This window comes from Mobiluncus curtisii ATCC 43063 (assembly GCF_000196535.1).
Taxonomy (GTDB): domain Bacteria; phylum Actinomycetota; class Actinomycetes; order Actinomycetales; family Actinomycetaceae; genus Mobiluncus; species Mobiluncus curtisii.
On record NC_014246.1, the window covers coordinates 1697338 to 1720715 of the forward strand.

Here is a 23378-nt window from a genome sequence, read left to right on the forward strand (position 1 = left end):
TGTCAGCGGAATCCCCTTTGCCTCCGGCATGACTTTCTGCGCCCAAAGTGATTGAGCGCGCATACCAATAAAGAATACACGGAATATGCCGTCGCTGCCCGGAAATGTAATCCCTGAAACAATCAGCCAGAAGTCATGGTGACTTACCGGATATTGTCATTACTGTTGTTGGTGGGAACTAATTTGCCAGCTTGAAACGGCGTTAGAAGCTGCGAGGAAATCACGGAACGGACCTTCCTCAGCCGTTAGCTCGTCTACCGAACCAGCTTGTATGACCTGTGCCCCTGAAGAATCGTCAGGCTGCAAAAATACGACCTTATCAGCATCGCGAATGGTCGAAAGTCGATGCGCGACAACAATTACAGTTCGCCCCACAGCCAGGTCACTAATTACTTTCGTGATGGCTGATTCATTCTCGCTATCCAATGCGGAAGTGATTTCGTCTAGCAACAAAATCGGGGCGTCTTTTAAGAAAGCGCGAGCAATCGCCACCCGCTGGCGCTCCCCACCGGAAAGGCTTTGACCAGCTGGTCCGACATTTGTCTGCCAACCATGGGGCAGAGCTTCGATTACTTTGTCCAGTTGCGCACGTTTGGCAGCCGATTCAAGTTCGGCGTCACTCGCATCGGGTTTAGCTATCCTGAGGTTTTCCGCAATAGTCATATCGAACAGATAGACATCCTGGAACACGAACGAAATCATTTCCATGAGGTCTTTGGTGGGAATATCCCGTACATCTGCGCCACCGATTTTCACGGAACCGGAATTGGCATCCCAGAACCTGCCCACCAGACGCAAAATGGTTGATTTACCCGCACCCGAGGGACCCACCAGAGCCGTAATCTGTCCCTGTTCCGCCACCAGGCTGATGTCATTCAAGACCGGGCAATTATCCACGTAGCGGAAAGAAACTCCCGCGAACTCTATGTCTTCGCCCTGAGGCAGCTTCTGTTGAGTTGTGCTCGGCTCGGGAAGCGGTCTGGCATCTATAATCTCGGTTACGGAGTCGAGGGCTACCTTTACGTTATTCAGCTCGGAAGCAATCAAAGCAGCTTTCGTCAAGGGGTATAGCATCCGGGCGGTAATCGCCATAATCGCTAAAAACGTGATGGGGGTAAGGGAGGTTTGGTTCACCAGGCACACTCCCACGCACACTATGGCAGCAAAAGCGGTGTGCACCACAAAGGTAAAAGCTTGCCCCGGTCGACTTTTGATTCTCAGTCCGTCGAGAGTTGCTTTTGAATCGGCCTTCAGTGCGATAGTAACCGGATTCCAAGAACTGGACCTGCCCGTCGCTCGTAGGACGGTCTGGAGCCGGGCAAATTCAATCAGTCGACCAGCGGCTTGCTGCGCAGATCGATCTTCTATCTCATTTGCCCTGGTGAGAGCAGCTTGCATACCTCGCCAGATGAGATAGAGCGGGATGATTACCGCGGTCATGATTAATGCCAGAGACCAAGAAATGAATGCGGTGGCAATAATCATCACCAACGGCACGATGAATGAGTTACAAAGCGTTGGAATTACGATTGAGGCAAAGTGTGACAGCGTGTTCACCTCTCGGGAAGTCGCATTGGCGACTGCCGCCTCTCGTTTTGCGTTGAACCAACCGAGCGGAAGTCCCAGTACGTGCTCAGCGATACGAGAAATCATTGTGTCGCAAACCACAAAGACACTAACTCGATACGATGAAAACATGGCAACCGCGTCGACGATAAACGTTGCCAGACCCAGAACTGTCAGCACAATTAGCCAAAACACAGTCTGGTCTGAACCGGAATAGAAACTCTGCATGAACCAGATTGTGACCGAAAGCGTCAACCCCTGCAGCACTGCTGAGGCTACGAACCACGAAATTATGGTGCGAAGCTGTGCACCGTCAGCGATTTTAGTCATTGATTTCCACATATCCTGACCTACCTCACCATCTGAGTCCGCCACATCGTGGCATATCGCCCGTCTTTTTCCATTAATTCGTCGTGGCAACCACGCTCAACAATCTGACCGTCTTCGATTACCAAGATTTGATCCACATTGCGGATTGTCGCCAGACGATGCGCAATAACAATTACCGTTTTACCCGTGGTTAACTTCGCGAGAGCTTCATGTATTTGCTGCTCGGAGCGGGGATCAGCTTGGGCTGTCGCTTCGTCAAGAATCAGAATCGAAGCATCCTGCAGATATGCCCGAGCCAGAGCCACACGCTGTTTTTCACCACCGGAGAGGAACCCGCCCTCGTCACCCAAAATCGTGTCATAGCCATTTGGTAGCTGCATGATGCGCTCGTGAATGCAGGCGGCTTTCGCGGCTGCTTCTACTTCCGAGAGACTGGCGTCAGGTTTGGCTAGCGCAATGTTATTAAATACGCTGTCATGAGCGAGCGCCACCTCTTGCAGCATTATTGCCACGGAACCGAGCAACAAAGTATTACTGGCATCGCGCACGTCAACCCCATTGACCAAAACTGTCCCGCTGTCCGCTTCATAGAACCGGGCAATCAGTTTTGCCAACGTTGACTTGCCGCCACCTGAGGGACCTACCAGGGCGGTAACCGTGCCCGGCTGGGCGGTAAAGGAAACCTTTTTAACAGCTGGCGTGTCTGGTTCATACGAGAAAGTGACGTCGCGCATCTCCACTCTGCCCACGTCAGAGGCATCGCCAGCAGTTTGGCTACCGAATTTCATCGGTTCCAGAGAAAGTAATTTGACAGTACTCTGCGCGGCGAGTCTCGCTTCGTAGAGATGCTGTAACAGACTGATTAGCGTGGCTAAGCCATCGGGAACACCCGGTGCAATCAAAAAGAATGGCAGAGTATCGGCAATCTGCATCCAACCGTTCTTGACGAAAATAACTGTCAACAGTGCCACAGTCACAAAAATCACTGCGGGACGAAGCAGCGCACCGATACTAGAAACGGCTTTACCTGATTGTGAAACCCAGCTGTACGAGATGCTGGAAAATTTTTCTCTGGCCTCATTGAACTTAGTTTTTGTGGCGTCTACGGCTTGAAAGTTTTTAATCTCTTTGATGCCTTCCAGCATTTCCACGGTGGCATTAGCCAGACCGGTTTGCGCCTTTCCAAAATGCGCGGTTAAGTCTCCGTACCCGCGCATATTAAGTACGTAAATTAGCAAAATTACGGCAATCCAGATACCAAACAGAACCAGGCACACTCGCCAATCCACCCACAGCAGGTAGCCGAACCCCGCGACCAGAGATACCACTGCATTCGTGGCATCCCCAGGTAGGTGCGCCACCATGGTGTGCACGGCCGCAGTATCGTCACAAACCATCTTTCTGATTTGCCCGCGCGAGTAGGCGTTTACCTGACCCAGGGGCAAATTGGCTAATGCGTCTACAACTTGTTGACGCATCTTGTGGCGAAGTTTTGCTTCGGAGAGGTGCGTAACGCCCAGACCTGCTACATAGAGAGACTGTCCGATAAAAAGTGAGAGGAAGGCACTTGCAGCCCAGAACCAGATGTTTCCGGTCAGACCGTCTCGAGTAACACCGTGTAACCAGATTAGAGCCATTTGGTGCAGCGAGATGTAGGGCATTATGCCTAGTATTGCCCCGCATGCGGTGAGCAGACCGGAGACAATCATCGACGTTCTTGCGGGTTTAATTAAGTCTGCAACAGACATCTTTTTCATGTAGAGCCTTTCAGAAAAATAGACACAATATGGTGGTTACGATCCAGATTGTGACCACCAGCGCCCAGTCGCGTACTCGCCAAGGGGCGGAAATTAACTCGGTGCGTTTAGGAAAAGCGCCGAAGCCACGAGAATCCATCGACAACGCGACTCTCTCACCGTGTTGAACGGCGAGAATCGCCAACGGAACCAGTGAGCCTGCCCAACGCGCTACCGGCGCAAAAATCCCGTAGCGCTGCCCGACTCCACGCAGGGCTTTTGCGGTTCGCAGTACTTTGAAGTCGTTCTGGAAGCGGGTAATAAAACTCACCGCCGCGATACCGGCGGAAGTGATTCGGTAGGGCACTTTAAAAGTCTGGTTTAAGCTCACCAGCATCTTTGTCGGGTCGCTATAGATGCCCGAAAGCAGAACTAAAGCTATCAGGGCTCCAATTCCGCTACCGGCGGCATAGCTCGTGCCAACATCGTTTAGCCTTGACGCCATAGAGAGAACGTCGTTGTCAGAGAACATCCAAATCATAAAAGCAGCAACCAGCCACGAACCGAGAATGCTTCCCAGGGCACGTGTCCGGTTTGCTCCTGCCAGCAGCATCGCCAGGCTGGACACGGAGAGCAGCGAAAAATTAACCACCGGATTCTTGAGGACGAATATCATCACCATGAGCGGCACAAGTGCGATAAACAAAGTCAGGGGATTGAAGCTGTCGAAAAGACCGCGAGTTTCGTGCTGCGGGAGGGCAGCCGGAGCCGTAACCTGTGGGGAAAATGGCAGTGCGATTATGTGTGAGCAGTATTTTTTGGCGAGCTCCAAATCATGCGTAGCCATAATGACCAGGTGCCCTGTAGAGCACAGTTGCTGGATGAACTCCATCAACTCGCAAGTGTTTGCCCAGTCTTGTCCGTAAGTCGGCTCATCGAGAACGATTACTTTGCGTTGCTCCGCCACCATCGTGGCTACGGAAAGCCGCCGTTGCTGACCACCAGAAAGCGTTAGTGGATGTTGCTCGCTGACTGCTTGCAGATGGAAACGATTCAAAAGGTCGTTGATTTGGGAATCCGTTACCTTTCCGACGCTCAGTTCTTTGCGTACGGTGGCTGCCACCATCTGGTGTTCAGGATTCTGAAACACATAACCCACCTGGTGATTGCCCTTTTTTAGGGGGATGCCCGTAACCGAAGCATTGCCCTCGAAACGCAGCAGACCGGCAAGGGCGGAGAGCATCGATGATTTTCCGGCACCGTTTTGTCCGATTACTGCGACGAAATCGCCAGCAGCGAACTCTGCGCTGATGCTTGGACAGCGGCGCGGTACCGAAAAGTCATTTAGCTTCAGCAGTGCCTCCGGTCGCGCGGATACCGACTCTCCGGTCTCGTGCCATCCCGAGTCGTCCCTCATCCAGTATTTAACTTGACTGTCACAAAACTCGTTTAGCTGTGGCAATTCAATGCCGGCTTCGGAGCAAGTCAGCGCTTCCTTGCACCCCGAACGGATCGCTCGCGGCAACCAGATTCCGCAACGCGCTAATTCCTGGGTGTGGTTTAAGAACACTTCGCGGGGCGTTCCCGCCGCGATGATTTCACCTTTTTCGTTCAACGCAAGCACGGAATCACAGATTGGCAGCAACGGATCTAAATCATGGTCAATCACGATGACTCCGAGGTCCTGGTGAACCAGCTGTTCAATTAGGTCATAAAAATCTCTACTTCCAAGGCTGTCAATAGTTGAAGTGGGTTCATCTAGAACCAGCAACTTCGGACGCATTGCCAGCACCACAGCTATTGCCAGACGCTGACGTTGTCCACCGGATAAGGTCCAAGGATTATCATGTAGCTTTTCGCCCAAGCCGACCTGCGCAGCAGCCTGTACTACCCGCGATTCAATCGTATCTGGATCCAGACAGAGATTTTGTAGTGCAAACGCGATGTCATCATGCACGCTACGCGTGATTACGGCAGCATCGGGGTTCTGCCCCACATAGGCAACCTGCCGGGCGATAAACTCTACACTGGCATCAGCGATTTGTGTCCCACACAACTCGACACAGCCTGAATATTCACTCGGTAAACAGTGCGGTATCAATCCGCAGATGGTTCTAATTAAAGTGGTTTTACCGCAGCCAGAGGGACCAATGACAGCGCAAACTTGTCCCTCCAGGTAGCTCAGGTCAACATCAGACAGAACCCACTTTTCTTGACCGTAATAGTGGACACTCAGCCCCCGAACTTTCAGGCTCTCTTTGACCTGATTGCATGTCTGATTAAGCACGGTTAGCCACACCCACGCCTGCCTTGTTCAACAGGCGAGTAATGCCTACAGTTACCAGCCCGCCCAGCAGGGCTGAAACGATAGAAGTTACCACATATGCCGTGCCAAACGGTATCCCTATAGCTTCCTTGAGCATGGTCAAGTAGAGGAGTCCATTCAACAGACCAAAAACTCCTGCAGAAATCATGAATGCCCAGGTCTTCCACTGGCGGTAAAGCATTACTGCGAGGGGAACTTCGATGTACAGACCCCCTATCAGATTTCCGATTATAGCCATGGGACCGGTAGGCGTGACGAAGATACAAATTACGCCGATAATGAGGGAGGCTAGCATGGTGGCACCCGGACGGCGAACAATAGTCGAAGGCAACAGATAGGGGATAACCCAAAACCCCATGATAGAACAGCCAATCAAAACGCCCCGCGGGGAAGTGGCGAGCAGTGGCGAAATGTAGTTCAGAGGGAGCAAAATAATTAGCCCAACCACTGCTAATGCAGCTACGGTCATCAAGTTCCGGGTTCCAAGTACGGAGTTTGCCAACCCCTTTCTGGATGAAGTGTGCACCGTTGCTGTTGTTTCCTCGATATTTTCAGTCATATCTCTTACTAAAACCCTCTCAGACAATGAATAACAAAAAGCGTTAATTAGGTTAGCCTAACCGTGTTAAATTTGAAAGTGTTGGTTCACCTGGGGTTTTAAGTGCAGAAATTTGGTATCAGCACAGTTTTACTCAGTGTCTCATGCGACTGCATCGCTGCCGCTTTCTATTTGGTGTTTCGGCGGCGCAATGCCCACTGGGCATTGCTTTTATGCCGCCTTCACCGTTTTCGCGACGGCTCATTCTCGGGTTAAAGGACAAATTGTGTGTCTGGGGGGGGGTAGTGAAGTGTCCCAGGTTTTGTTCCGTTTCTTATACGGGTGCTAGTTGTTTAGCATGGGTTTGATTATATTGGGTTATCACTTCCTCGGGGGTGGAATAATCTAGCGATTCGTGGAGACGCTGGTGATTCCACCGGTACACCCAGTTCAGGGTCGCCCATTCGACTTCGGTGCATGAGCGCCAGGTCTGGGAGTAAATCAACTCGGTTTTGTATAGCCCGTTGACGGTCTCGGCTAGCGCGTTATCGTAAGAATCCCCAATAGTTCCGGTCGATGATCTAATCCCTGCATCTGTTAGTCGTTGACTGTATTTAATGCTTACGTATTGAGAACCATGGTCAGTGTGATGGATTAGTCCTGCCAGATTGTCTTTAGCGCATCCTATCGCCTGTTCTAAGGCCTCTAACGGCAACGCCTCAGGGGCATAGTTGACCTAGCCCAGCCCACAATCTTGCGTGAATACACGTCTGTAACAAAAGCTGTGTACACGAAACCCGACACAGTTCTGACATAAGTGATATCCGCGACCCACAACCTGTTAGGCCTATCTGCTCTACACTGGCGATTAACTAGATTAGGGCGTGCATCAGGGACCTTAGAAGGACGAGTAGTAACTGGTCTACGTCCCCTACGCGCCCCCGCAAATCCCGGCCAGGCGCATCAATCTGCCAGTCTGTTCCCGCCCGATAGCAAACCCCGCCCGGCGCATAGCACGCCAGATTTTACGAATCCCATAAACACGGTAATTCTGGTCGAAAATCTTTACGATTTCCTCTACTAGCACAGCATCTCTCAATCGCCTAGCACACACTTTTCGGGTCTTTGCCGCCCGGTAACCACGTGGCGTGAGGAAGCCCCCAACCATGTGCTCGTTCATAACCCGGCAAATACACTCGACCGAGAAACAATCACGATACTGGTCAATAAACGCAATCATTTCATCCCGGGGTGGTCGAGTTCTTTGGCGAAAAAAGCCGATGCGAGCTTCAAAATCTCGTTAGCACGTTTAAGCTCCGCGTTTTCTTTACGCAACCGCCTTATCTCGGCAGACTCCTCCCGACTAACCCCCGGGTCTTTCTCCCTGGTCTATCTCGGCTTGAACAGCCCAGCGACGCAATGATTCACGACTCACACCAAGCTTTAACCCGGTATCACTAATAATCGCTGCTCTCGAACCAGGATCATCCCGAAGCCGGTCAAACACCAACCCAACAGCACGATCCCTAAACTCCCGCGAATACTTCCAAGGCATGAAACAACCCTCACAAAAAACCTAGGAACAAAACCCGGGACGCTTCAAACAGCCACGACAAGAAAACCTGCAACTCATTAGCCGAGTTATCAATACGCCTGGTTTCAGACCTCCCACAACCCCCGCAACGCCAACGCTGCCGCCCAGAGCTAGTCCTACCATTACGCTTTAACGCTCCACCACAAAACGGGCATTTAAGTCTACTCATGCCCTCAAGCATGAAATACCAAACTTAAAACCAGACTTTAAGCCGCTACCCCAACGAAAAACCCGCCCAAAAAACACACAAAATGACCGACCTCAAAGTTGAGCCAAACCAACTTAAAACCCGGCTTTAACGCAAAAACACAACCAAAAACCCAAACAAAAAACAATTTGTCCTTTAACCCTGTTTCGTGACCCGAGCACGGATTGAGCCAGGTTTCGGTTACTGGCTTTCTATGATCTTCCTGTTGGTTCAGCAGCAATGCTGATCGGTTGTGAACTTCAGTAGGCAAGGGGGTCAGATACGGGTCGCATGACTGTAAAAGAGCTAATGTTTGAAGCCGCCACCCAGTTTTCTGGGAGACGGCTTCAAAGGGTGAAATGCTATTCGCTAGACAGTCCAGTAGGAATCCTTACTGGCGCGCATTGCGGATACGTGAGCCGATTGCTCCCACGGCAAGGCCTACGAGTGCGATCGCAAGGTAACCCCAAATATTATCGCCACTGCTTTGAATGTTCTTTGGCGGTGCAGGAGTGTTTTCTGCAGTTAGAACGCTTTGGGTGTCGCGGTCAGAGATAATGTTGTCGATCCATTCGGCGGTGCCTGCAACTGTGGTGATTGCAGCACTAGGGGAGGGAAGGTCCGGATCCCCATTGGCAGTTCCAGCGGTAGCAAGTCCCGCAAGCTTTCCGTCGACAAAGAACGGGCCACCAGAGTCACCGCCCTGCATGCCAGCTCCAGAAACTGACTGCACATCCAAGATAGAGGTTTCGATCCTAGGCTGTATGGAGTTGTCGGCTGGGACTTCCGACATCCCCTCAGGATTAGACTCGGTTTGGCCAGTTTCTGTCATTCCAGGTTTTGACTGTGGAGCCTGTGGCGGGGCAGTCTCTGTAGACGCATCAGCGCCGGTAGGTGTCTTGGAATCGGAAGGAGTTTCGGGAGCACTCGGCGTGTCAGAACCGGAAGGTGCGCCACCTAGTAGCTCTTTGACAACCATTTTGGCCATTGGTAGCTGTCCAGATCGTGCCATTGACGAGCTGCTACTCCAACCGTAAAGAGTTCCCGTCTGCCCTGGGGTTGGAATATCGTGGGAGATTTTTGCGGGGGTTGCGTTAGTCACTTTCTCAGTCAGGTGAAGTAACCCCGCGTCAGATGTGGGCGAAAGAGCCCAGGAATCAGCGTTGTAGACCTTTCCAGCGATGCGTGCCTGGGTGCCTTCATTGTTGACTGACTCTAGACAGTGGCGCGCTGTGAGTACCCACTGGTCGGCAATGAGTGTGCCTGTGCAGTCACCAAAGCTGCCGATTTTGCCCATTTTGAGCGCGGCAACGGAACTGCTTTCCGCATTATCGGGCGCCGGATCTCCATATTCGAGTGCGAGAGCCGGAGTTGCAGTCATTAGCAGGGTGGCGCTGACAATGGCAGCGAACGAAAAATGTGATTTTTTCACGGTTAATTCCCTTTCTTAGAAGGAACAATGACCTTGATCGTGGTGGCAACGAGTTTCTCAGCAGGACCCTGTCCTGCAAACTTCTTCCAGAGGCTGGCTGCGACGAGGAAGAATACGATGAAACCGATTGCTGACAAAGTGGAATGCAACGCGACATTTTGCTGCCAGTAGAAAGCGGTGAGAATGTGCAGAATGTAAATGGTTAGCGACATTGTTCCCATGGCAGCGAAAGGGTAAACTAAGGTTGAAGAGAGATTGCCTATGAGCACACATAGGTGGATCACTACGGCTGCAACGGCAACGGAGAGGATAATCTCTCCGGCAACACCGGTGTGACCGGTAAAGCTGAGCCAGCTGGGAATGTCTGGGTCAAATCGGAAGTAGATGCCGATACCAGCGATGACAACGCTGATAGCGGTTACGATCCAGCTCAGTCGAGTGTTAGGGTTGCTGTTCTCATCGGGGTTGCGATGTAGTCGGTCGCGCAGGTACACATCGAAAAGAAGCATGCCACCGATGAAGTATGCAATCCATGCCAATAGCGGATAAATCTGTGGCAGTTCGATGGGGGCGTAAACTATTGTTGCGGCGATTGTGGCGGCAATAAATAGACCGAGCCTCCACCACGTTCCCAATGCGGGCATCCAGGAAACTAGGATCATTACCAGGCCCATTACGATGAGAACCACTTGGATTTGTCCACCCACGGGCAGTAGTGCCAGGCCGATGAGGATGATTAAAGCGCCTCGGGCTATCAGCCGCAAGAAAGTGGCGCTGGTGTAGTTTCGTCCAATAATCATCATCGTCGCGCCGGCGATGATGGCAAATAATGATGCGGGTAGGCCAGAGAGTATTACTTTGGTACTCCAAAGTAGCGAGGCCATGTGGATAACTATCATTCCGATGATCGCGAGTGAGCGCGCTACATCAAGCCCCACGATTCGTGAAGGTTTAGACACTCAGTTCCCTCCTTTACTAGTACTTTAGTGAAGTGTCCCAGGTTTTGTTCCGTTTCTTATACGGGTGCTAGTTGTTTAGCATGGGTTTGATTATATTGGGTTATCACTTCCTCGGGGGTGGAATAATCTAGCGATTCGTGGAGACGCTGGTGATTCCACCGGTACACCCAGTTCAGGGTCGCCCATTCGACTTCGGTGCATGAGCGCCAGGTCTGGGAGTAAATCAACTCGGTTTTGTATAGCCCGTTGACGGTCTCGGCTAGCGCGTTATCGTAAGAATCCCCAATAGTTCCGGTCGATGATCTAATCCCTGCATCTGTTAGTCGTTGACTGTATTTAATGCTTACGTATTGAGAACCATGGTCAGTGTGATGGATTAGTCCTGCCAGATTGTCTTTAGCGCATCCTATCGCCTGTTCTAAGGCCTCTAACGGCAACGCCTCAGGGGCATAGTTGACCTAGCCCAGCCCACAATCTTGCGTGAATACACGTCTGTAACAAAAGCTGTGTACACGAAACCCGACACAGTTCTGACATAAGTGATATCCGCGACCCACAACCTGTTAGGCCTATCTGCTCTACACTGGCGATTAACTAGATTAGGGCGTGCATCAGGGACCTTAGAAGGACGAGTAGTAACTGGTCTACGTCCCCTACGCGCCCCGCAAATCCCGGCCAGGCGCATCAATCTGCCAGTCTGTTCCCGCCCGATAGCAAACCCCGCCCGGCGCATAGCACGCCAGATTTTACGAATCCCATAAACACGGTAATTCTGGTCGAAAATCTTTACGATTTCCTCTACTAGCACAGCATCTCTCAATTGCCTAGCGCTCACTTTTCGGGTCTTTGCCGCCCGGTAACCACGTGGCGTGAGGAAGCCCCCAACCATGTGCTCGTTCATAACCCGGCAAATACACTCGACCGAGAAACAATCACGATACTGGTCAATAAACGCAATCATTTCATCCCGGGGTGGTCGAGTTCTTTGGCGAAAAAAGCCGATGCGAGCTTCAAAATCTCGTTAGCACGTTTAAGCTCCGCGTTTTCTTTACGCAACCGCCTTATCTCGGCAGACTCCTCCCGACTAACCCCCGGGTCTTTCTCCCTGGTCTATCTCGGCTTGAACAGCCCAGCGACGCAATGATTCACGACTCACACCAAGCTTTAACCCGGTATCACTAATAATCGCTGCTCTCGAACCAGGATCATCCCGAAGCCGGTCAAACACCAACCCAACAGCACGATCCCTAAACTCCCGCGAATACTTCCAAGGCATGAAACAACCCTCACAAAAAACCTAGGAACAAAACCCAGGACACTTCGCCCCATCCGGGGAGGTTTCTTTGTGTGATGTGTAGGTTTTCCTGGTTTAGGTAGTATTCCTCGAGTTGCGTATCCGTAGGCATTATTTTCAGGATTTCTGCTGGAGTCGCGGGGTTTTCGATGTGTTGGTAGCACCACCAGAAAATCGCTTTGATTCGCCTGGCCAGGCTCATTCCGCGGTGGTCTTTGAGCATGGCACGGAGTTGAGCGTTTATCCCGCCTTCGATCTGGTTGTTCATTGCTGGTAGGCAGGTCAGGGTCTGGTCTGCGAGGTCAGGATCGAGATAGGTGAACAGGTTACCGGATTTTATGAGCCTAATTAGCGAGTCCCGGGCGCGAACGAGTTTCTCGTGGGTCAAGCATCTTGTGCCGTATTCGTTTATGGTTTCTTCCGCGAGGAAGGCTTCCCATTCCAGGCACCAGTTGTTGAACCCGACCAGCCATTGTAGAGATTCTTCCACGTTATGGACATGTAACAGGTCGCGAGCTATTCTCCCGAGTTATTTCCCGGCTGGCAGTTTCGGATTCATGGTGATGTAACGTCGTACCTGCATAAACGCGTGATATGTGCAACGCTGGACCTGCGTGCCCGGCCAAGAAGCTGCTCTAGCGGTTTTGAAACCTGACCCACCATCGCTCACGACTAGAAGCGGGGGCGCTATCCGATCCAGCAAGGATTTCCACGCGTTAATGTTCTCGTTCCTAGCCACATACCAGCCCAACACATGCTGACGAGTACAGGCAATCAAAACCACGGCCTTGCGCCCCAGATAAATCCCGTCGACAAACACCACGTCATGAACCTCGTCCACGATCGGAGAGAACGGCCATAAACACCAGAACTTAGCTGCATGACGACGAAACGTCCGGCCCGCTCCGGGCATGTCTTTCTGCCGCTGACGCGACAACAGCCAGCTCAGGAAACGATTAAGCTCTTTAGCAGAGTTATCAATCTTTCCGACCTTAGACCTTCCGCACTCCTTACAACGCCAACGTTGAGAACCAGAAGAAGTCTTTCCATTACGTTTCAAAGGAGTATTACACGCCGGGCATTTCATCATATTCATGCCATCAGCATGAACCGACCAACTTTCAACCCGACTTTCCCCCGCCAACACAAGCAAAACACGAGAAAACAGACACACAATTTGACCGACCCCAAAGTTCAGCCAAACCAACTTTCAAACCGACTTTAAAGCTCTACCACAACGAAAAACCCCGGATAAAAACACACAATTTGTCCTTTAACCCTTCGATTCCCGTCGCGACCCCACAGATTGACTAAAAGCCGGGCTAAAGCCCGGCTTTTAGTCAATGGAGCGGGCGACGGGAATCGAACCCGCGTAATCAGCTTGGAAGGCTGGGGCTCTACCATTGAGCTACGCCCGCGTACGAAATGAGTTTACCGGTTCGGATGGGTTTCCTACAACTCGAACTTTCCTGTACCATAAACTGTACCTTTTCCGGGGTGTAGCGCAGCTTGGTAGCGCGCCTGCTTTGGGAGCAGGATGTCGCAGGTTCAAATCCTGTCACCCCGACGAGCGAGCGCCCATGAAAGTTTACTTTCATGGGCGCGAGCGAGGAGGGGTATGCAAGGCGAGCGGAGCGAGTCCTTGCAAATCCCCCGACGAAATGATTCTGAGCGGTGGGGGCAAGGCGAGCGGAGCGAGTCCTTGCAAATCCCCCGACGGGCGATGTCGATTTGAGCAAACTATTGAGACGGCGGGTTCGCAGCTTTGACCTATTTCTCTCTATGATGCGGCACAATAAACCACCCGGCTCTGGGCACGCATTCCAAGTTAACCGTCCCGTATCCCAGGCGTTCCCCATCGGCAATGGGAGCCAATCCTTCCATCTCTAAACTGACTCGGCGTGCCTCGTGAAAAGTTACCCCGGGAGCACCAGCGAATCTCCCCCTTTTGGCAGCGAACAAGGGGCGGAGTACTTTCCGGCGGGGCATTGAGCTCAACGTCGCTATCGAGAAAACTCCGTCATAGCTGGATGCTTGCGGAGCCACAACCACACCGCCGCCGTAGCACTTTCCGTTGGCAACGGCGCACAAAGTCAGGTGTTCCTCGCCCCAAACCACCCCGTCGAGACTGAGCCGCACTGGTCGGGGATGGAACTTTGTCAGAATTATGAACAGGGACAAAATATAGCGCAGTGACCCGTGTGGCCAGCGCATTTCCTGGGTTTTATCTGCCACCATTTGGTCGAATCCGACACAAGTTATGGTGGACCACCAACGCTGCTGTACCTTGCCGTGCATATCGGTAAAAGTCGCTAGTCCCAGGTCGGTTTGGCTGACGAAACCATCCGCGATGATGCCCGCGGATTTACGTGGATTCAGCGGAATCCCAAGGTGGCGAGCATGATCATTGCCAGAACCTGCGGGAATAATTCCCAGAGGCTTGTCGGAACCAACCTGTTCTTGGAGCACCAGTGAAAGTATCCCGTCTCCACCGGAAACGACGATGGCGTCCACCGTGGAATCAGCTACGGCCTGGCGAGCCGATTCCCGGGCTTGTGCCGCAGTATCGCAGGGAAAATCCACAATCTCCAGACCGCGCTTGTGCAGCACTTTTCGGGCGACCCGAGCAGTTTTGCGGGCGTGACCTTTAGCGGAGGCAGGGTTCAGAATGAAAGCGATACGGCGGATGTCGCGAGTTTCTTGCCGATAAGTTTGTTCCAAAGGTGCGGTTTCGGGGTTGCCGGGTTGCGCGCTATCAGAAGGAGTGCCGTCCGGGGCGTGTCGGTTGGCGTGTGGGCTGTCCGGGGGCAACTTGTCCGACATAGCAAACTCTGATTCGGCGTCGTTACCGGAAAATCACGGTGCGGTCGCCGTTCATCAACACGCGATGCTCGGCGTGCCATTTTACGGCCTGCGCTAGCACGCGGCGTTCCACGTCTTGACCCTGTTTACGCATGTCAATAGCGGTAAATGTGTGATCCACGCGGGAAACGTCCTGTTCGATGATGGGACCCTCATCCAAATCCGCTGTGACGTAGTGCGCGGTGGCTCCAATGAGTTTCACGCCACGGTCATGAGCCTGGTCATACGGCTTTGCGCCCTTGAACGATGGCAGGAAAGAGTGGTGAATGTTGATGATTCGCCCGCTCATTTCCCGGCACAGCTTGTCGGAAAGAATCTGCATATAACGCGCCAACACCACCAGTTCGACCTTTTCCGCGGCGACCAAGTCTAGCAGCTGCCGTTCCGCTTCGGGTTTGTTGTCTTTCGTGACCGGTACCAAAATAAACGGTACCTGGTAGAAAGTCGCGATGGGAGCTAAATCGGGATGGTTGCCCACGACCGCTTTCACATCAATCGGAATCGAGTGATCCCGCACGCGATAGAGCAGGTCGGACAGGCAATGCCCCTCTTTGGAAACCATGATGACGGTGCGCAGTGCCCGACCAATCTCATCCAATTCCCAAGCCATATCAAACTCGGCAGCTAGGGTTTCTACACGGGAGCGAATATCGTGAGCACAGGGGACGTCCATCTCAACCCGCATGAAAAACAATCCGCTATCGAGATCTGCAAACTGGGCTGACTGGATGATATTGCCTCCCGCGCTGACCACCATGCCAGAGACAGCGTGGACAATCCCCGGTTGGTCTGGGCAAGAGAGGGTTAGCACCAGTTTTACGGTTTCGCTTGACTTTGTTTCCGTCATGGTTCTTAGCATACCTTTTTCGCCTAGTTGAGATGAGGACTGTGCCGACGCGGGGTGTGCTTCAGCAGATTCTTTCACAAGGGTCTGCTGAGAAGCTTTTTGTTGAGGGTGCGTGGTTTGATTCGTCACTAAAGCAACATCGGAAGCTAAACAATTACGCGTGTCAATTCCAAGGCGGAAACTGGCGAAAAGTCGGGACGGCTGGGGTCGATAGACCCGGCAATTTCTGCCGTGATGGCAGCGATTTGCGCGCCGTTGTCGGTACAGAACTTCAGTGGGGGAATCCGCAGGGTAACGCCAGCACTCGTGCATTCCTCTGTCAGCCATTCACGCAGTCGGGAATTCGCGGAATATCCGCCGCCCACCACCAGGGTTTTTGCCTCGAAATCGGTTAGCGCTCGCATAGTCTTGCTGACCAGGGAGTCATTGACAGATTCCGAAAATCCACGGCAAATATCCGCTACCGGCAGCCATGGTTTGCCCTCACGAGCGGGTACAAAATCCTCGGTAAAGTCCGGACGGTTGCGTACTTCCGGGGTGGCTTCGAGCTGGCTAACATAGCGAGCCACGGCGGTTTTCAGTCCGGAGAAAGAAAAATCATAAGGGTGTGTTTTGGCGTACTTTGCTCCTGCTAGACCGCGCGGAAAATCAATCGCTCCCAGATTGCCTTCGCGGGACATCCGATCCACGTGTGGTCCTCCGGGATAGGGCAGCCCCAGCACTCGTCCAACCTTGTCAAAGGCTTCCCCCGAGGCGTCATCGAGAGTGCCGCCCAACTCTCTGATCCCATCTGGAGCTGCGAAATCGGTAATGAGCAGCAGGTTTGTGTGCCCGCCGCTGACCACCAGTCCTACCGCTGGCAGGTCCAAATCACCGTTCACCAGCTGGTCAACTGCCAGGTGACCAATGACATGATTGACTCCGTATAGTGGCTTTCCGGTGGCGACTGCCAGGGCTTTTGCCCCGGCAATTCCTACCGCCAACGAACCAATCAGCCCTGGACCAGCGGATACTCCAATCTGGTCAATGTCTGCGAGCTTTACTCCTGCCTCATCCAAGGCTTTACTGACCACAGGTAGGAATGATTCCAAGTGTGCCCGTGAAGCAATCTCGGGGATAATTCCCCCGTAACGGGCATATTCATCCATCGAGGTAGCGACCACGTTCGCTAATAGCTGGGTTTTCCCCGCGACGATGGCAGCTCCAGTTTCATCGCAGGTAGATTCAAGTCCTAAAGTCAGTTTCTCACCGTTTAACACGGGTTCAGTTTAGTTGGTTTTTCCCCGCGTTTAAATCTCGGTGCGGCGTCGGCACAAGATTGCGCGGTGTCGCCTGCCCAAACGGGTCGCTATCAAGGTTAGGTCCTCTCCGTCTTTCACGGTCTTGGTGAGTACCTTTCGACGTAGTTGGGCGGGTGAGACGTTGGCACCGCGTTTTTTAATTTCCAAAGACCTGATTGGTCGCGTCTTTAGTACGGTGCGAATCTTCTTTTCATCCAGAGGGAGGACCGCGAGTGTCTCAAACCAGCTCCCTAGTTTCGTGTCAGCCCCATTTGGATCAGAATCTTTGGTCAAATAGGCAATTTTTTCCGATACCGTCTTTGTGTATGTTTGTTCTGCAATCTGAGCTAGCAGTCCTGCCCGGATAATTGCGTCATCAGGCTCAAAGATCCATTTACCCAGTTCATCTTCTGTCGCGATGGTCTCACTCAGTCGGGCAGGAGTGTTGCACGGGGCGGCGGTTTCGTCGTGCAACGTAACCACGATTTTCCCGTTATTATCCATCAACAGGGCGGACCGACCCTTCTGACGGATCAGGTCACCCAACCAGATTCCCGCCTCCACAAGCTCGCCCCCCACAGAAATCCATTGGATTTCGCCCTGTGCGGGCAGGACTTGATAGTTGATTCCAGGGGCGATTTTTACGCCGAGGTTTCCATGGGGAATCTCATCCTGCCAAGCGAGAATACGCGAAAGCGGGGGTTTCCAAGACTCCGGCTGCAGTCGCCTGCCAGAGGAGTCTCGCCGGGCGGGGTCTGCGAAGGCGCCATCAACGCCCTCGGCACGCAGCTGGTCCCAATCCAGTTCTAAAATATCTGCCTGTGTGACACGGGCTTCGGGATAGGCACGGAGATTCAGCAAAGCCGCTGCTGCGGTGGCTTCATCGAGTTCAAAAGCCGTTACCAGCATCCCTAAACCAGCCAAAGCGAGGGACTCGGTACCTAACCCGCAGCCCAAATCAGCGACCTGGTGACATCCGGCGTCGCGAAAACGTCCAGCGTGTACAGCCGCTACCGGCAAACGCGTGGCCTGCTCCAGGCCGTTTCGCGTGAACAGCATTCCTCGCGCGAAATCCCCGAATTTTGCTCGCGCTGCTTCGCGCAGCTCCAGCTGGGTCAAAATGGCTGCCACCAGCGCTGGTGCCACCCCACGTTTGCGCAGACCAGCGCTTAATTTGTCCGCGAGTGTCGGGGAGTAGGGTCCCAGAGTTCCCAAGGATTCCAGCAATTGGAATCCTTCTTTGTGCAACAGGGGCGCCAGCGAATTTTCTGCCATAGTCCAATCTTAAAGGGCAGGGAGGGAAAGGGGAGAACCGTGCGGGGCGACAATAAAATCGAGTGATTTGAAACTGACTTAGCACTCGGGTTGCGAGAGTGCTAAATGCGTCATAAAATATAAATTGACTGGCAGGGTGCCACCCGCGACGGCGCTCGGTTGGTGAAATATCATCAGAAACTTAGAGAAAGGGCAATCGCAGTGTCGGTTTGCATTAAACCTTTGGAAGATCGGGTTGTTATTAAGCAGCTGGAAGCGGAAACGGTTACCGCTTCGGGTCTGGTCATCCCGGATATGGCAAAAGAAAAGCCGCAGGAAGGCACCGTCGTGGCGGTAGGTCCCGGTCGTGTTGACGACAAGGGCGTGCGTGTGCCGATGGATGTCAAGGAAGGCGACAAGGTTATCTACGCCAAGTACGGCGGAACCGAAGTCAAGTACCAGGGTGAGGAATACGTTATTCTCTCTGCTCGCGACTTGCTCGCTGTGGTCGAGTAATCGAGACACATTTTTGAAAAGGCCGGACGTATGTCCGGTCTTTTCTGTTAAGCTATAACCTCACTTCTCCTGGCACATTCCAGCGCCGTGGCCCCGAAACCATAGAAAATATGAGGGCTCCACCGATATCTCAGCGAGCCCAGTCATCTCAGCACGCAAATCCCCGTGGTGCCTCATGTCAATTTGAGCGCGAAGTGGGGGTTAGGCGCTGCGGGTTTTGATGCCTTGGGTGAGTAGGGCTTTATGTTTAGCGTGGTTTTGTTCCATGCTGATAGTGAGTACCTCGGTAGGGGTTCTGGCTAGGTCGGTGAGTATGGCTTGGTAGCGTAGGATATCGCGGGTTAGCTCGGCAGGATTCGTGGAATCGCGTAACTGTTGTAGTTCTTTGATTTGTGTCCTTGAGAGTATCCCGGAGGCTAGTAAACGGTCTAGGGGTGTGGCTGGTGTGTCGTAGACGCGTTTACGTCTGCCTACACTGTCTTGGTTCCAGCCTATGGGTTTCCTGGTAGGAGTGAACAGGTTCATACGTAAGCACACTGTTTTCCATAGCTTGCGCAGGACTTTCAATTCTTTGGGTGTGTCATAACGGTAGTGGAAGCCGTATTTACGCACTACATGGTTGTTTTTAGATTCCACATGTGCCTGGTCGTTCTTCTTGTAAGGGCGCGAGCGTGTGAAGAATACGTCCAGGCTAGATGCCCAGTTAATGACTTCCCGGTTAATGAACTCGCTACCGTTATCACAGTCCAGGTCCTGGACCTGGTACGGGATGGTTTCTATCGCAGAGTCTAGAGCTTTGAGCATATGCACCCGGGCGTTATTCTGCAGGGCTTCTAAATGTATCCAGCCCGTGTTCACGTCGGTTAACGTCAGGGTACGGACGAGCTCTCCCTTGAGACTCGGCCCGCAATGCGCCACCGTGTACCTCTCGAAAAATCCTGGCTCGTCAGCAATCTCGTCCCCGGCTTTCCTGATTTTTATCGAGTTACGTAACAATGCTCCTGGTTTCGTACTCGAAATACCCCTCAGCTCTAGAGATTGGCGGGCTTCTTTGAGATACCGGTCTATCGTAGAAGCAGACATTCCCAGTAACTCGTCACGTATTTTCTGGCTATACCCGGCTCTTCCTATCACCAGTTCCTCATGCGTTTCAAGGGAATCAAGCTAAACACGCATCGATACTGCCAAATATTTACCGCATTGGCATCCTGATAGCACCCAAACCCGTTGTAGTATCCTCTTCGCTACCGTTGAATACTTTGTCGCCCTGGCCTTACGGTAATCAATCCTGACCACGCCAGGATTTCCAGTGACATCACTGGTCAAATACCTCCTCGCGGTAGCTCTGGACAATCCCGTAGACTCACAAAAACTATCCAGCACCCTGCCCTTTTCCTTTTTAGAAGCCCCGCGATACGCCTGGCGTAACCGCTTCGTGACCTCAACACGCGCACCCATAGAAACCACTCCATCATTCATACCAACAACCTATTTTCGCGCTCAAACTATATGAGGCACCACATCACCCTCGCGCTCAAAATACATAAGGTACGCCGATCCCTTGACGGGTTTTCGGTCCACCACTACGCTGGAAGCTATGACTAGGAAATTAGCATTAGTTCGTCGCCCCAGCCCCAAAATGGCTGATGGGATTGTGACGCACATTGAAAAATCTGCTGTCTCTTATGATCTGGGTTTGCGCCAGTGGGAAGGCTACGTCAAGGCACTCAATGATAATGGGTGGGAAACCGTCGAGGTCGAGCCCGCTCCTGATTGCCCCGATTCGGTATTCATTGAGGATCCTGTTTTTGTCTATGGAGATCTCGCCATCATCACTCGCTCCGGAGCTCCGGAGCGCCGCGCTGAAGTTGCGGGAGTCGAAAAAGCGGTTCGGGATGCCGGATACCGCGTGGTTTACATTAAGGAACCCGGCACCGTGGACGGGGGAGACATCCTGAAGTTTGACGGTAAAGTCTGGGTCGGACAAACGCCCGGTGGCCGCACCAACGAAGAAGGGGTGCGCCAGCTTGCCGAGTACTTGAAGGAATTCAACGCGGAAGTCATCCCCGTGGAAATGACTAAGGTGCTCCACCTCAAGAGCGGTGTCACCGCCTTGTACGACGGCACTGTAGTCGGCTACAAACCGCTGGTGGACGACCCGACCGTGTGGGACAAGTTCATGGAAGTTCCCGAAGAACCCGGTTCGCACGTCGTTTTGCTCGAGGATAACAAGATTCTGATGTCCGCCGCCGCTCCCAAGTCCAAGGAACTCTTTGAGAGCATGGGTTACGAAGTGGTCGCGGTAGACATCGGCGAGTACGAGAAGCTCGAAGGTTGCGTGACCTGCCTGTCCGTGCGTCTGCGCGGTGACGTGGGTTAGCGAGTAAACTGGATTTTTCGCCACAATCCGGCGCGTCCGAAAATAGTGTTTTGGCGGGGCGGGCAGGCGATTCGGTTTTAAGTTTATATATACATTTTGGGGGCTGAGCCAGTGGCTCAGCCCCCAAAACAAATGCAATTTCTAGTGGCGGGTTCACCCTCGCCGGGTTCTACAGGTCTATGCGGATTTAGCCTCCCGTTCCTTCCAATAAGCGGCGCGTTCCTCTTCGGTCATGCCGCCCCAAATTCCATAAGGTTCATGTGCGTTCAAAGCGTAATTGCGGCACTGTTCCAATACCGGGCAAGTCGCGCAAATTGCTTTAGCCTGCGCAGCGCGACGCCGCCGAGTGCCACCACGTTCACCGTCAGGATGGAAGAAAGCCGCCGTCCCCAAATCCTTGCAGGCAGCTTCGTCTTGCCATTCCCAAGATTCAATAGTCGGAGCGGGGAGATACGTTACATTACTCATTTTCTTCCTTTCCCTCGCGTGGTTTCTCTTACCCTTCAAGATTAGGTGGTGTGCTGGCAATCCTGCGTCCTACCACAGGACGATTTAGGGTCACCGCACCGTCCTTCAGTAGTAGTGAACCAAACTTGTGACCCCGTGCTTGTGACTTCCCGACAAGTCCACGTAAACTGTGCTTCTCACCCCGTCAGCACCGCTAGCGCGAGAGCGTTAGAATAAGCATCAACGTCGAAAGAATTATTCCCAGGCATTTAAGGAAGGCATATGAGCGAAATCACGAATCCCTTGCGAGACCTTGAAAATGGCGTCGAACCGCGGTTTTTGACCGGTTTGACCTACGATGATGTGCTGTTGTTGCCAGAGGTCACTGATGTGATTCCCGCCGAAGTGGATACCTCCACGCGCTTTTCCAAAGAAATCAAACTTCATATCCCGCTGATTTCTGCCGCTATGGACACCGTCACTGAATCACGGATGGCAATCGCTATGGCGCGCCAGGGGGGCATCGGGATTTTGCACCGTAATCTCTCTATCGAGAGCCAAGCCCAGCAGGTGCGTCAAGTGAAACGCTCCGAGTCGGGCATGGTGACTGACCCTGTCACCATCGGACCTAATGCCACTATTGAACAGCTGGACGAACTGTGCGCTAAATATCGGGTGTCGGGCTTGCCGGTCGTGACTGATGACTATGAGCTGCTGGGTATCATCACCAATCGTGACTTGCGTTTCGTGCCTACTGCCCAGTGGGGCACCAAGACAGTCCGGGACTGCATGACCCCGATGCCGTTGATTACCGGACGCACCGGCATCTCTCGCGAAGAAGCGATGAAACTGTTGGCAGAAAATCGTATTGAGAAACTGCCTCTGATTGATGAAAACGGCAAGTTGACCGGTCTGATTACGGTCAAAGACTTCGTAAAGACGGAGCAATTCCCCCATGCGACTAAGGATTCTCAAGGTCGTTTGGTGGTGGGCGCCGCTATCGGCTATTGGGGCGACGCGTGGGAACGTGCTGAAGCCTTGGCGGAGGCAGGCGTGGATGCCCTGATCGTGGATACCGCTAACGGCGGGGCAAAGCTGGCTTTAGAGATGATTTCGCGAATCAAGACTGACTCTGGTTTCTCCGGGGTGCAAGTAGTGGGCGGTAACGTCGCCACCAGGGAGGGGGCACAAGCCCTGATTGATGCGGGCGTCGACGGCGTGAAGGTCGGTGTTGGTCCGGGGTCAATCTGTACCACTCGTGTGGTAGCGGGGGTGGGCGTGCCTCAGATTACTGCCATCATGATGGCTGCAGAAGCGTGTGCCCGTGCGGATGTACCGCTTATCGCCGACGGTGGTTTGCAGTACTCCGGCGATATTGCTAAAGCCCTAGTTGCTGGTGCTCATACGGTAATGCTGGGTTCCCTGTTGGCAGGCTGTGAGGAATCCCCAGGTGAACTGGTGTTTATGAACGGAAAGCAGTGGAAACACTATCGCGGGATGGGTTCGCTGGGCGCCATGAGCTCGCGGGGACGCAAGTCCTATTCAAAGGACCGGTATTTCCAGGCTGATGTGACCAGCGATGACAAGATTGTTCCCGAAGGCATCGAAGGGCAGGTTCCCTATCAAGGCACTCTCGGTTCGGTGATTTATCAGCTGGTCGGAGGGCTGCACCAATCTATGTTCTATACCGGGGCGCATACCATTGACGAGCTGCGTCACCAGGGGCGTTTCGTGCGCATCACTCAGGCAGGCTTAAAGGAATCTCATCCTCACGATGTTGAAGTCACTGTGGAAGCCCCGAACTATCAGCGTCACTGAGACCAAAGATTT

Annotated in this window: 16 protein-coding genes, 2 tRNA genes and 4 pseudogenes; 4 read left to right on the plus strand and 18 right to left on the minus strand. The window is 52.9% G+C overall.

Annotation, left to right across the window (positions count from 1 at the left end; genetic code table 11):
* Nucleotides 1-159: 159 nt before the first annotated feature.
* From HMPREF0573_RS07365 to HMPREF0573_RS07420, 11 genes and pseudogenes are all read right to left on the minus strand, one after another.
* Nucleotides 160-1941, minus strand: coding sequence for an ABC transporter ATP-binding protein (locus HMPREF0573_RS07365; protein ID WP_013189432.1), 1782 nt, complete (start codon nt 1939-1941; stop codon nt 160-162).
* Nucleotides 1917-3653 carry an ABC transporter ATP-binding protein gene (locus HMPREF0573_RS07370; protein ID WP_013189433.1) on the minus strand — a complete coding sequence of 579 codons (1737 nt, stop codon included), beginning with the start codon at nt 3651-3653 and terminating at the stop codon, nt 1917-1919. The genes HMPREF0573_RS07365 and HMPREF0573_RS07370 overlap by 25 nt, the downstream gene beginning before the upstream one ends.
* Nucleotides 3654-3663: 10 nt before the next feature.
* Nucleotides 3664-5919 (minus strand): ATP-binding cassette domain-containing protein, encoded by a 2256-nt coding sequence (locus HMPREF0573_RS07375; RefSeq protein WP_013189434.1) that lies wholly within the window; start codon nt 5917-5919, stop codon nt 3664-3666.
* Nucleotides 5912-6517 carry an ECF transporter S component gene (locus HMPREF0573_RS07380; RefSeq protein WP_013189435.1) on the minus strand — a complete coding sequence of 202 codons (606 nt, stop codon included), beginning with the start codon at nt 6515-6517 and terminating at the stop codon, nt 5912-5914. The genes HMPREF0573_RS07375 and HMPREF0573_RS07380 overlap by 8 nt, the downstream gene beginning before the upstream one ends.
* A 313-nt stretch (nt 6518-6830) precedes the next feature.
* Nucleotides 6831-8051: pseudogene (locus HMPREF0573_RS09625) on the minus strand (IS3 family transposase).
* A 46-nt stretch (nt 8052-8097) separates the two neighbouring features.
* A pseudogene (locus HMPREF0573_RS10120) lies at nt 8098-8259 on the minus strand (transposase-like zinc-binding domain-containing protein); the annotation flags it as partial.
* A 409-nt stretch (nt 8260-8668) separates the two neighbouring features.
* Nucleotides 8669-9709, minus strand: a complete 1041-nt coding sequence (locus HMPREF0573_RS07400) for a trypsin-like serine protease (protein WP_041798030.1) — start codon at nt 9707-9709, stop codon at nt 8669-8671.
* Nucleotides 9710-9711: 2 nt separating this feature from the next.
* Complete coding sequence (locus tag HMPREF0573_RS07405; RefSeq protein ID WP_041798031.1) at nt 9712-10668, minus strand: DUF418 domain-containing protein; 957 nt, start codon at nt 10666-10668, stop codon at nt 9712-9714.
* Between the two features lie 56 nt (nt 10669-10724).
* A pseudogene (locus HMPREF0573_RS09630) lies at nt 10725-11944 on the minus strand (IS3 family transposase).
* Between the two features lie 10 nt (nt 11945-11954).
* A pseudogene (locus HMPREF0573_RS10125) lies at nt 11955-13058 on the minus strand (IS1249 family transposase).
* A gap of 248 nt (nt 13059-13306) precedes the next feature.
* Nucleotides 13307-13380: transfer RNA gene (locus HMPREF0573_RS07420), tRNA-Gly, on the minus strand.
* 75 nt (nt 13381-13455) lie between these two features.
* Between HMPREF0573_RS07420 and HMPREF0573_RS07425 the strand changes: the two genes are divergently transcribed.
* Nucleotides 13456-13529, plus strand: a tRNA-Pro gene (locus HMPREF0573_RS07425).
* A gap of 203 nt (nt 13530-13732) precedes the next feature.
* On the opposite strand, the gene HMPREF0573_RS07430 is transcribed toward HMPREF0573_RS07425, so the two are convergent.
* The 4 genes from HMPREF0573_RS07430 to HMPREF0573_RS07445 all read right to left on the minus strand — a co-directional run bounded on the left by HMPREF0573_RS07430 (nt 13733) and on the right by HMPREF0573_RS07445 (nt 18226).
* Complete coding sequence (locus HMPREF0573_RS07430; protein WP_013189445.1) at nt 13733-14785, minus strand: diacylglycerol/lipid kinase family protein; 1053 nt, start codon at nt 14783-14785, stop codon at nt 13733-13735.
* Nucleotides 14786-14807: 22 nt separating this feature from the next.
* A complete protein-coding gene (purU, locus tag HMPREF0573_RS07435) occupies nt 14808-15671 on the minus strand; it encodes a formyltetrahydrofolate deformylase (protein WP_004006976.1) in 864 nt (287 codons plus the stop codon).
* 146 nt (nt 15672-15817) lie between these two features.
* Nucleotides 15818-16930, minus strand: a complete 1113-nt coding sequence (gene tsaD / locus HMPREF0573_RS07440; RefSeq protein WP_004010787.1) for a tRNA (adenosine(37)-N6)-threonylcarbamoyltransferase complex transferase subunit TsaD — start codon at nt 16928-16930, stop codon at nt 15818-15820.
* Nucleotides 16931-16960: 30 nt separating this feature from the next.
* Entirely contained in the window at nt 16961-18226 is a 1266-nt protein-coding gene (locus HMPREF0573_RS07445; protein ID WP_013189447.1) for a THUMP-like domain-containing protein, read from the minus strand.
* Between the two features lie 201 nt (nt 18227-18427).
* Here HMPREF0573_RS07445 and groES point away from each other — a divergent pair, with 201 nt between their 5' ends.
* Nucleotides 18428-18721, plus strand: a complete 294-nt coding sequence (gene groES / locus HMPREF0573_RS07450) for a co-chaperone GroES (protein WP_036324231.1) — start codon at nt 18428-18430, stop codon at nt 18719-18721.
* A 201-nt stretch (nt 18722-18922) separates the two neighbouring features.
* Here groES and HMPREF0573_RS07455 read toward each other — a convergent pair whose 3' ends face one another.
* Both HMPREF0573_RS07455 and HMPREF0573_RS09840 read right to left on the minus strand, forming a co-directional pair.
* Nucleotides 18923-19804 carry an integrase catalytic domain-containing protein gene (locus HMPREF0573_RS07455; protein ID WP_201627969.1) on the minus strand — a complete coding sequence of 294 codons (882 nt, stop codon included), beginning with the start codon at nt 19802-19804 and terminating at the stop codon, nt 18923-18925.
* An 81-nt stretch (nt 19805-19885) separates the two neighbouring features.
* Nucleotides 19886-20200, minus strand: coding sequence for a hypothetical protein (locus HMPREF0573_RS09840; protein ID WP_004006971.1), 315 nt, complete (start codon nt 20198-20200; stop codon nt 19886-19888).
* 118 nt (nt 20201-20318) lie between these two features.
* On the opposite strand from HMPREF0573_RS09840, the gene ddaH reads away from it, so the two are divergent.
* Nucleotides 20319-21101, plus strand: coding sequence for a dimethylargininase (gene ddaH / locus HMPREF0573_RS07460; protein ID WP_036324229.1), 783 nt, complete (start codon nt 20319-20321; stop codon nt 21099-21101).
* 177 nt (nt 21102-21278) lie between these two features.
* Here ddaH and HMPREF0573_RS07465 read toward each other — a convergent pair whose 3' ends face one another.
* A complete protein-coding gene (locus HMPREF0573_RS07465; RefSeq protein ID WP_004006969.1) occupies nt 21279-21569 on the minus strand; it encodes a WhiB family transcriptional regulator in 291 nt (96 codons plus the stop codon).
* A 261-nt stretch (nt 21570-21830) separates the two neighbouring features.
* Here HMPREF0573_RS07465 and guaB point away from each other — a divergent pair, with 261 nt between their 5' ends.
* Nucleotides 21831-23366 (plus strand): IMP dehydrogenase, encoded by a 1536-nt coding sequence (guaB, locus tag HMPREF0573_RS07470; protein ID WP_004010782.1) that lies wholly within the window; start codon nt 21831-21833, stop codon nt 23364-23366.
* Nucleotides 23367-23378 lie beyond the last annotated feature (12 nt).

Coding starts and splice junctions, on each gene's coding strand:
- HMPREF0573_RS07370 (WP_013189433.1), bottom strand. CDS start 3,653: ATGAAAAAGATGTCTGTTGCAGACTTAATTAAACCCGCAAGAACGTCG.
- HMPREF0573_RS07380 (WP_013189435.1), bottom strand. CDS start 6,517: ATGACTGAAAATATCGAGGAAACAACAGCAACGGTGCACACTTCATCC.
- HMPREF0573_RS07430 (WP_013189445.1), bottom strand. CDS start 14,785: ATGTCGGACAAGTTGCCCCCGGACAGCCCACACGCCAACCGACACGCC.
- purU (WP_004006976.1), bottom strand. CDS start 15,671: ATGACGGAAACAAAGTCAAGCGAAACCGTAAAACTGGTGCTAACCCTC.
- HMPREF0573_RS07445 (WP_013189447.1), bottom strand. CDS start 18,226: ATGGCAGAAAATTCGCTGGCGCCCCTGTTGCACAAAGAAGGATTCCAA.
- HMPREF0573_RS07455 (WP_201627969.1), bottom strand. CDS start 19,804: ATGTCTGCTTCTACGATAGACCGGTATCTCAAAGAAGCCCGCCAATCT.
- HMPREF0573_RS09840 (WP_004006971.1), bottom strand. CDS start 20,200: ATGAATGATGGAGTGGTTTCTATGGGTGCGCGTGTTGAGGTCACGAAG.
- ddaH (WP_036324229.1), top strand. CDS start 20,319: ATGACTAGGAAATTAGCATTAGTTCGTCGCCCCAGCCCCAAAATGGCT.
- HMPREF0573_RS07465 (WP_004006969.1), bottom strand. CDS start 21,569: ATGAGTAATGTAACGTATCTCCCCGCTCCGACTATTGAATCTTGGGAA.
- guaB (WP_004010782.1), top strand. CDS start 21,831: ATGAGCGAAATCACGAATCCCTTGCGAGACCTTGAAAATGGCGTCGAA.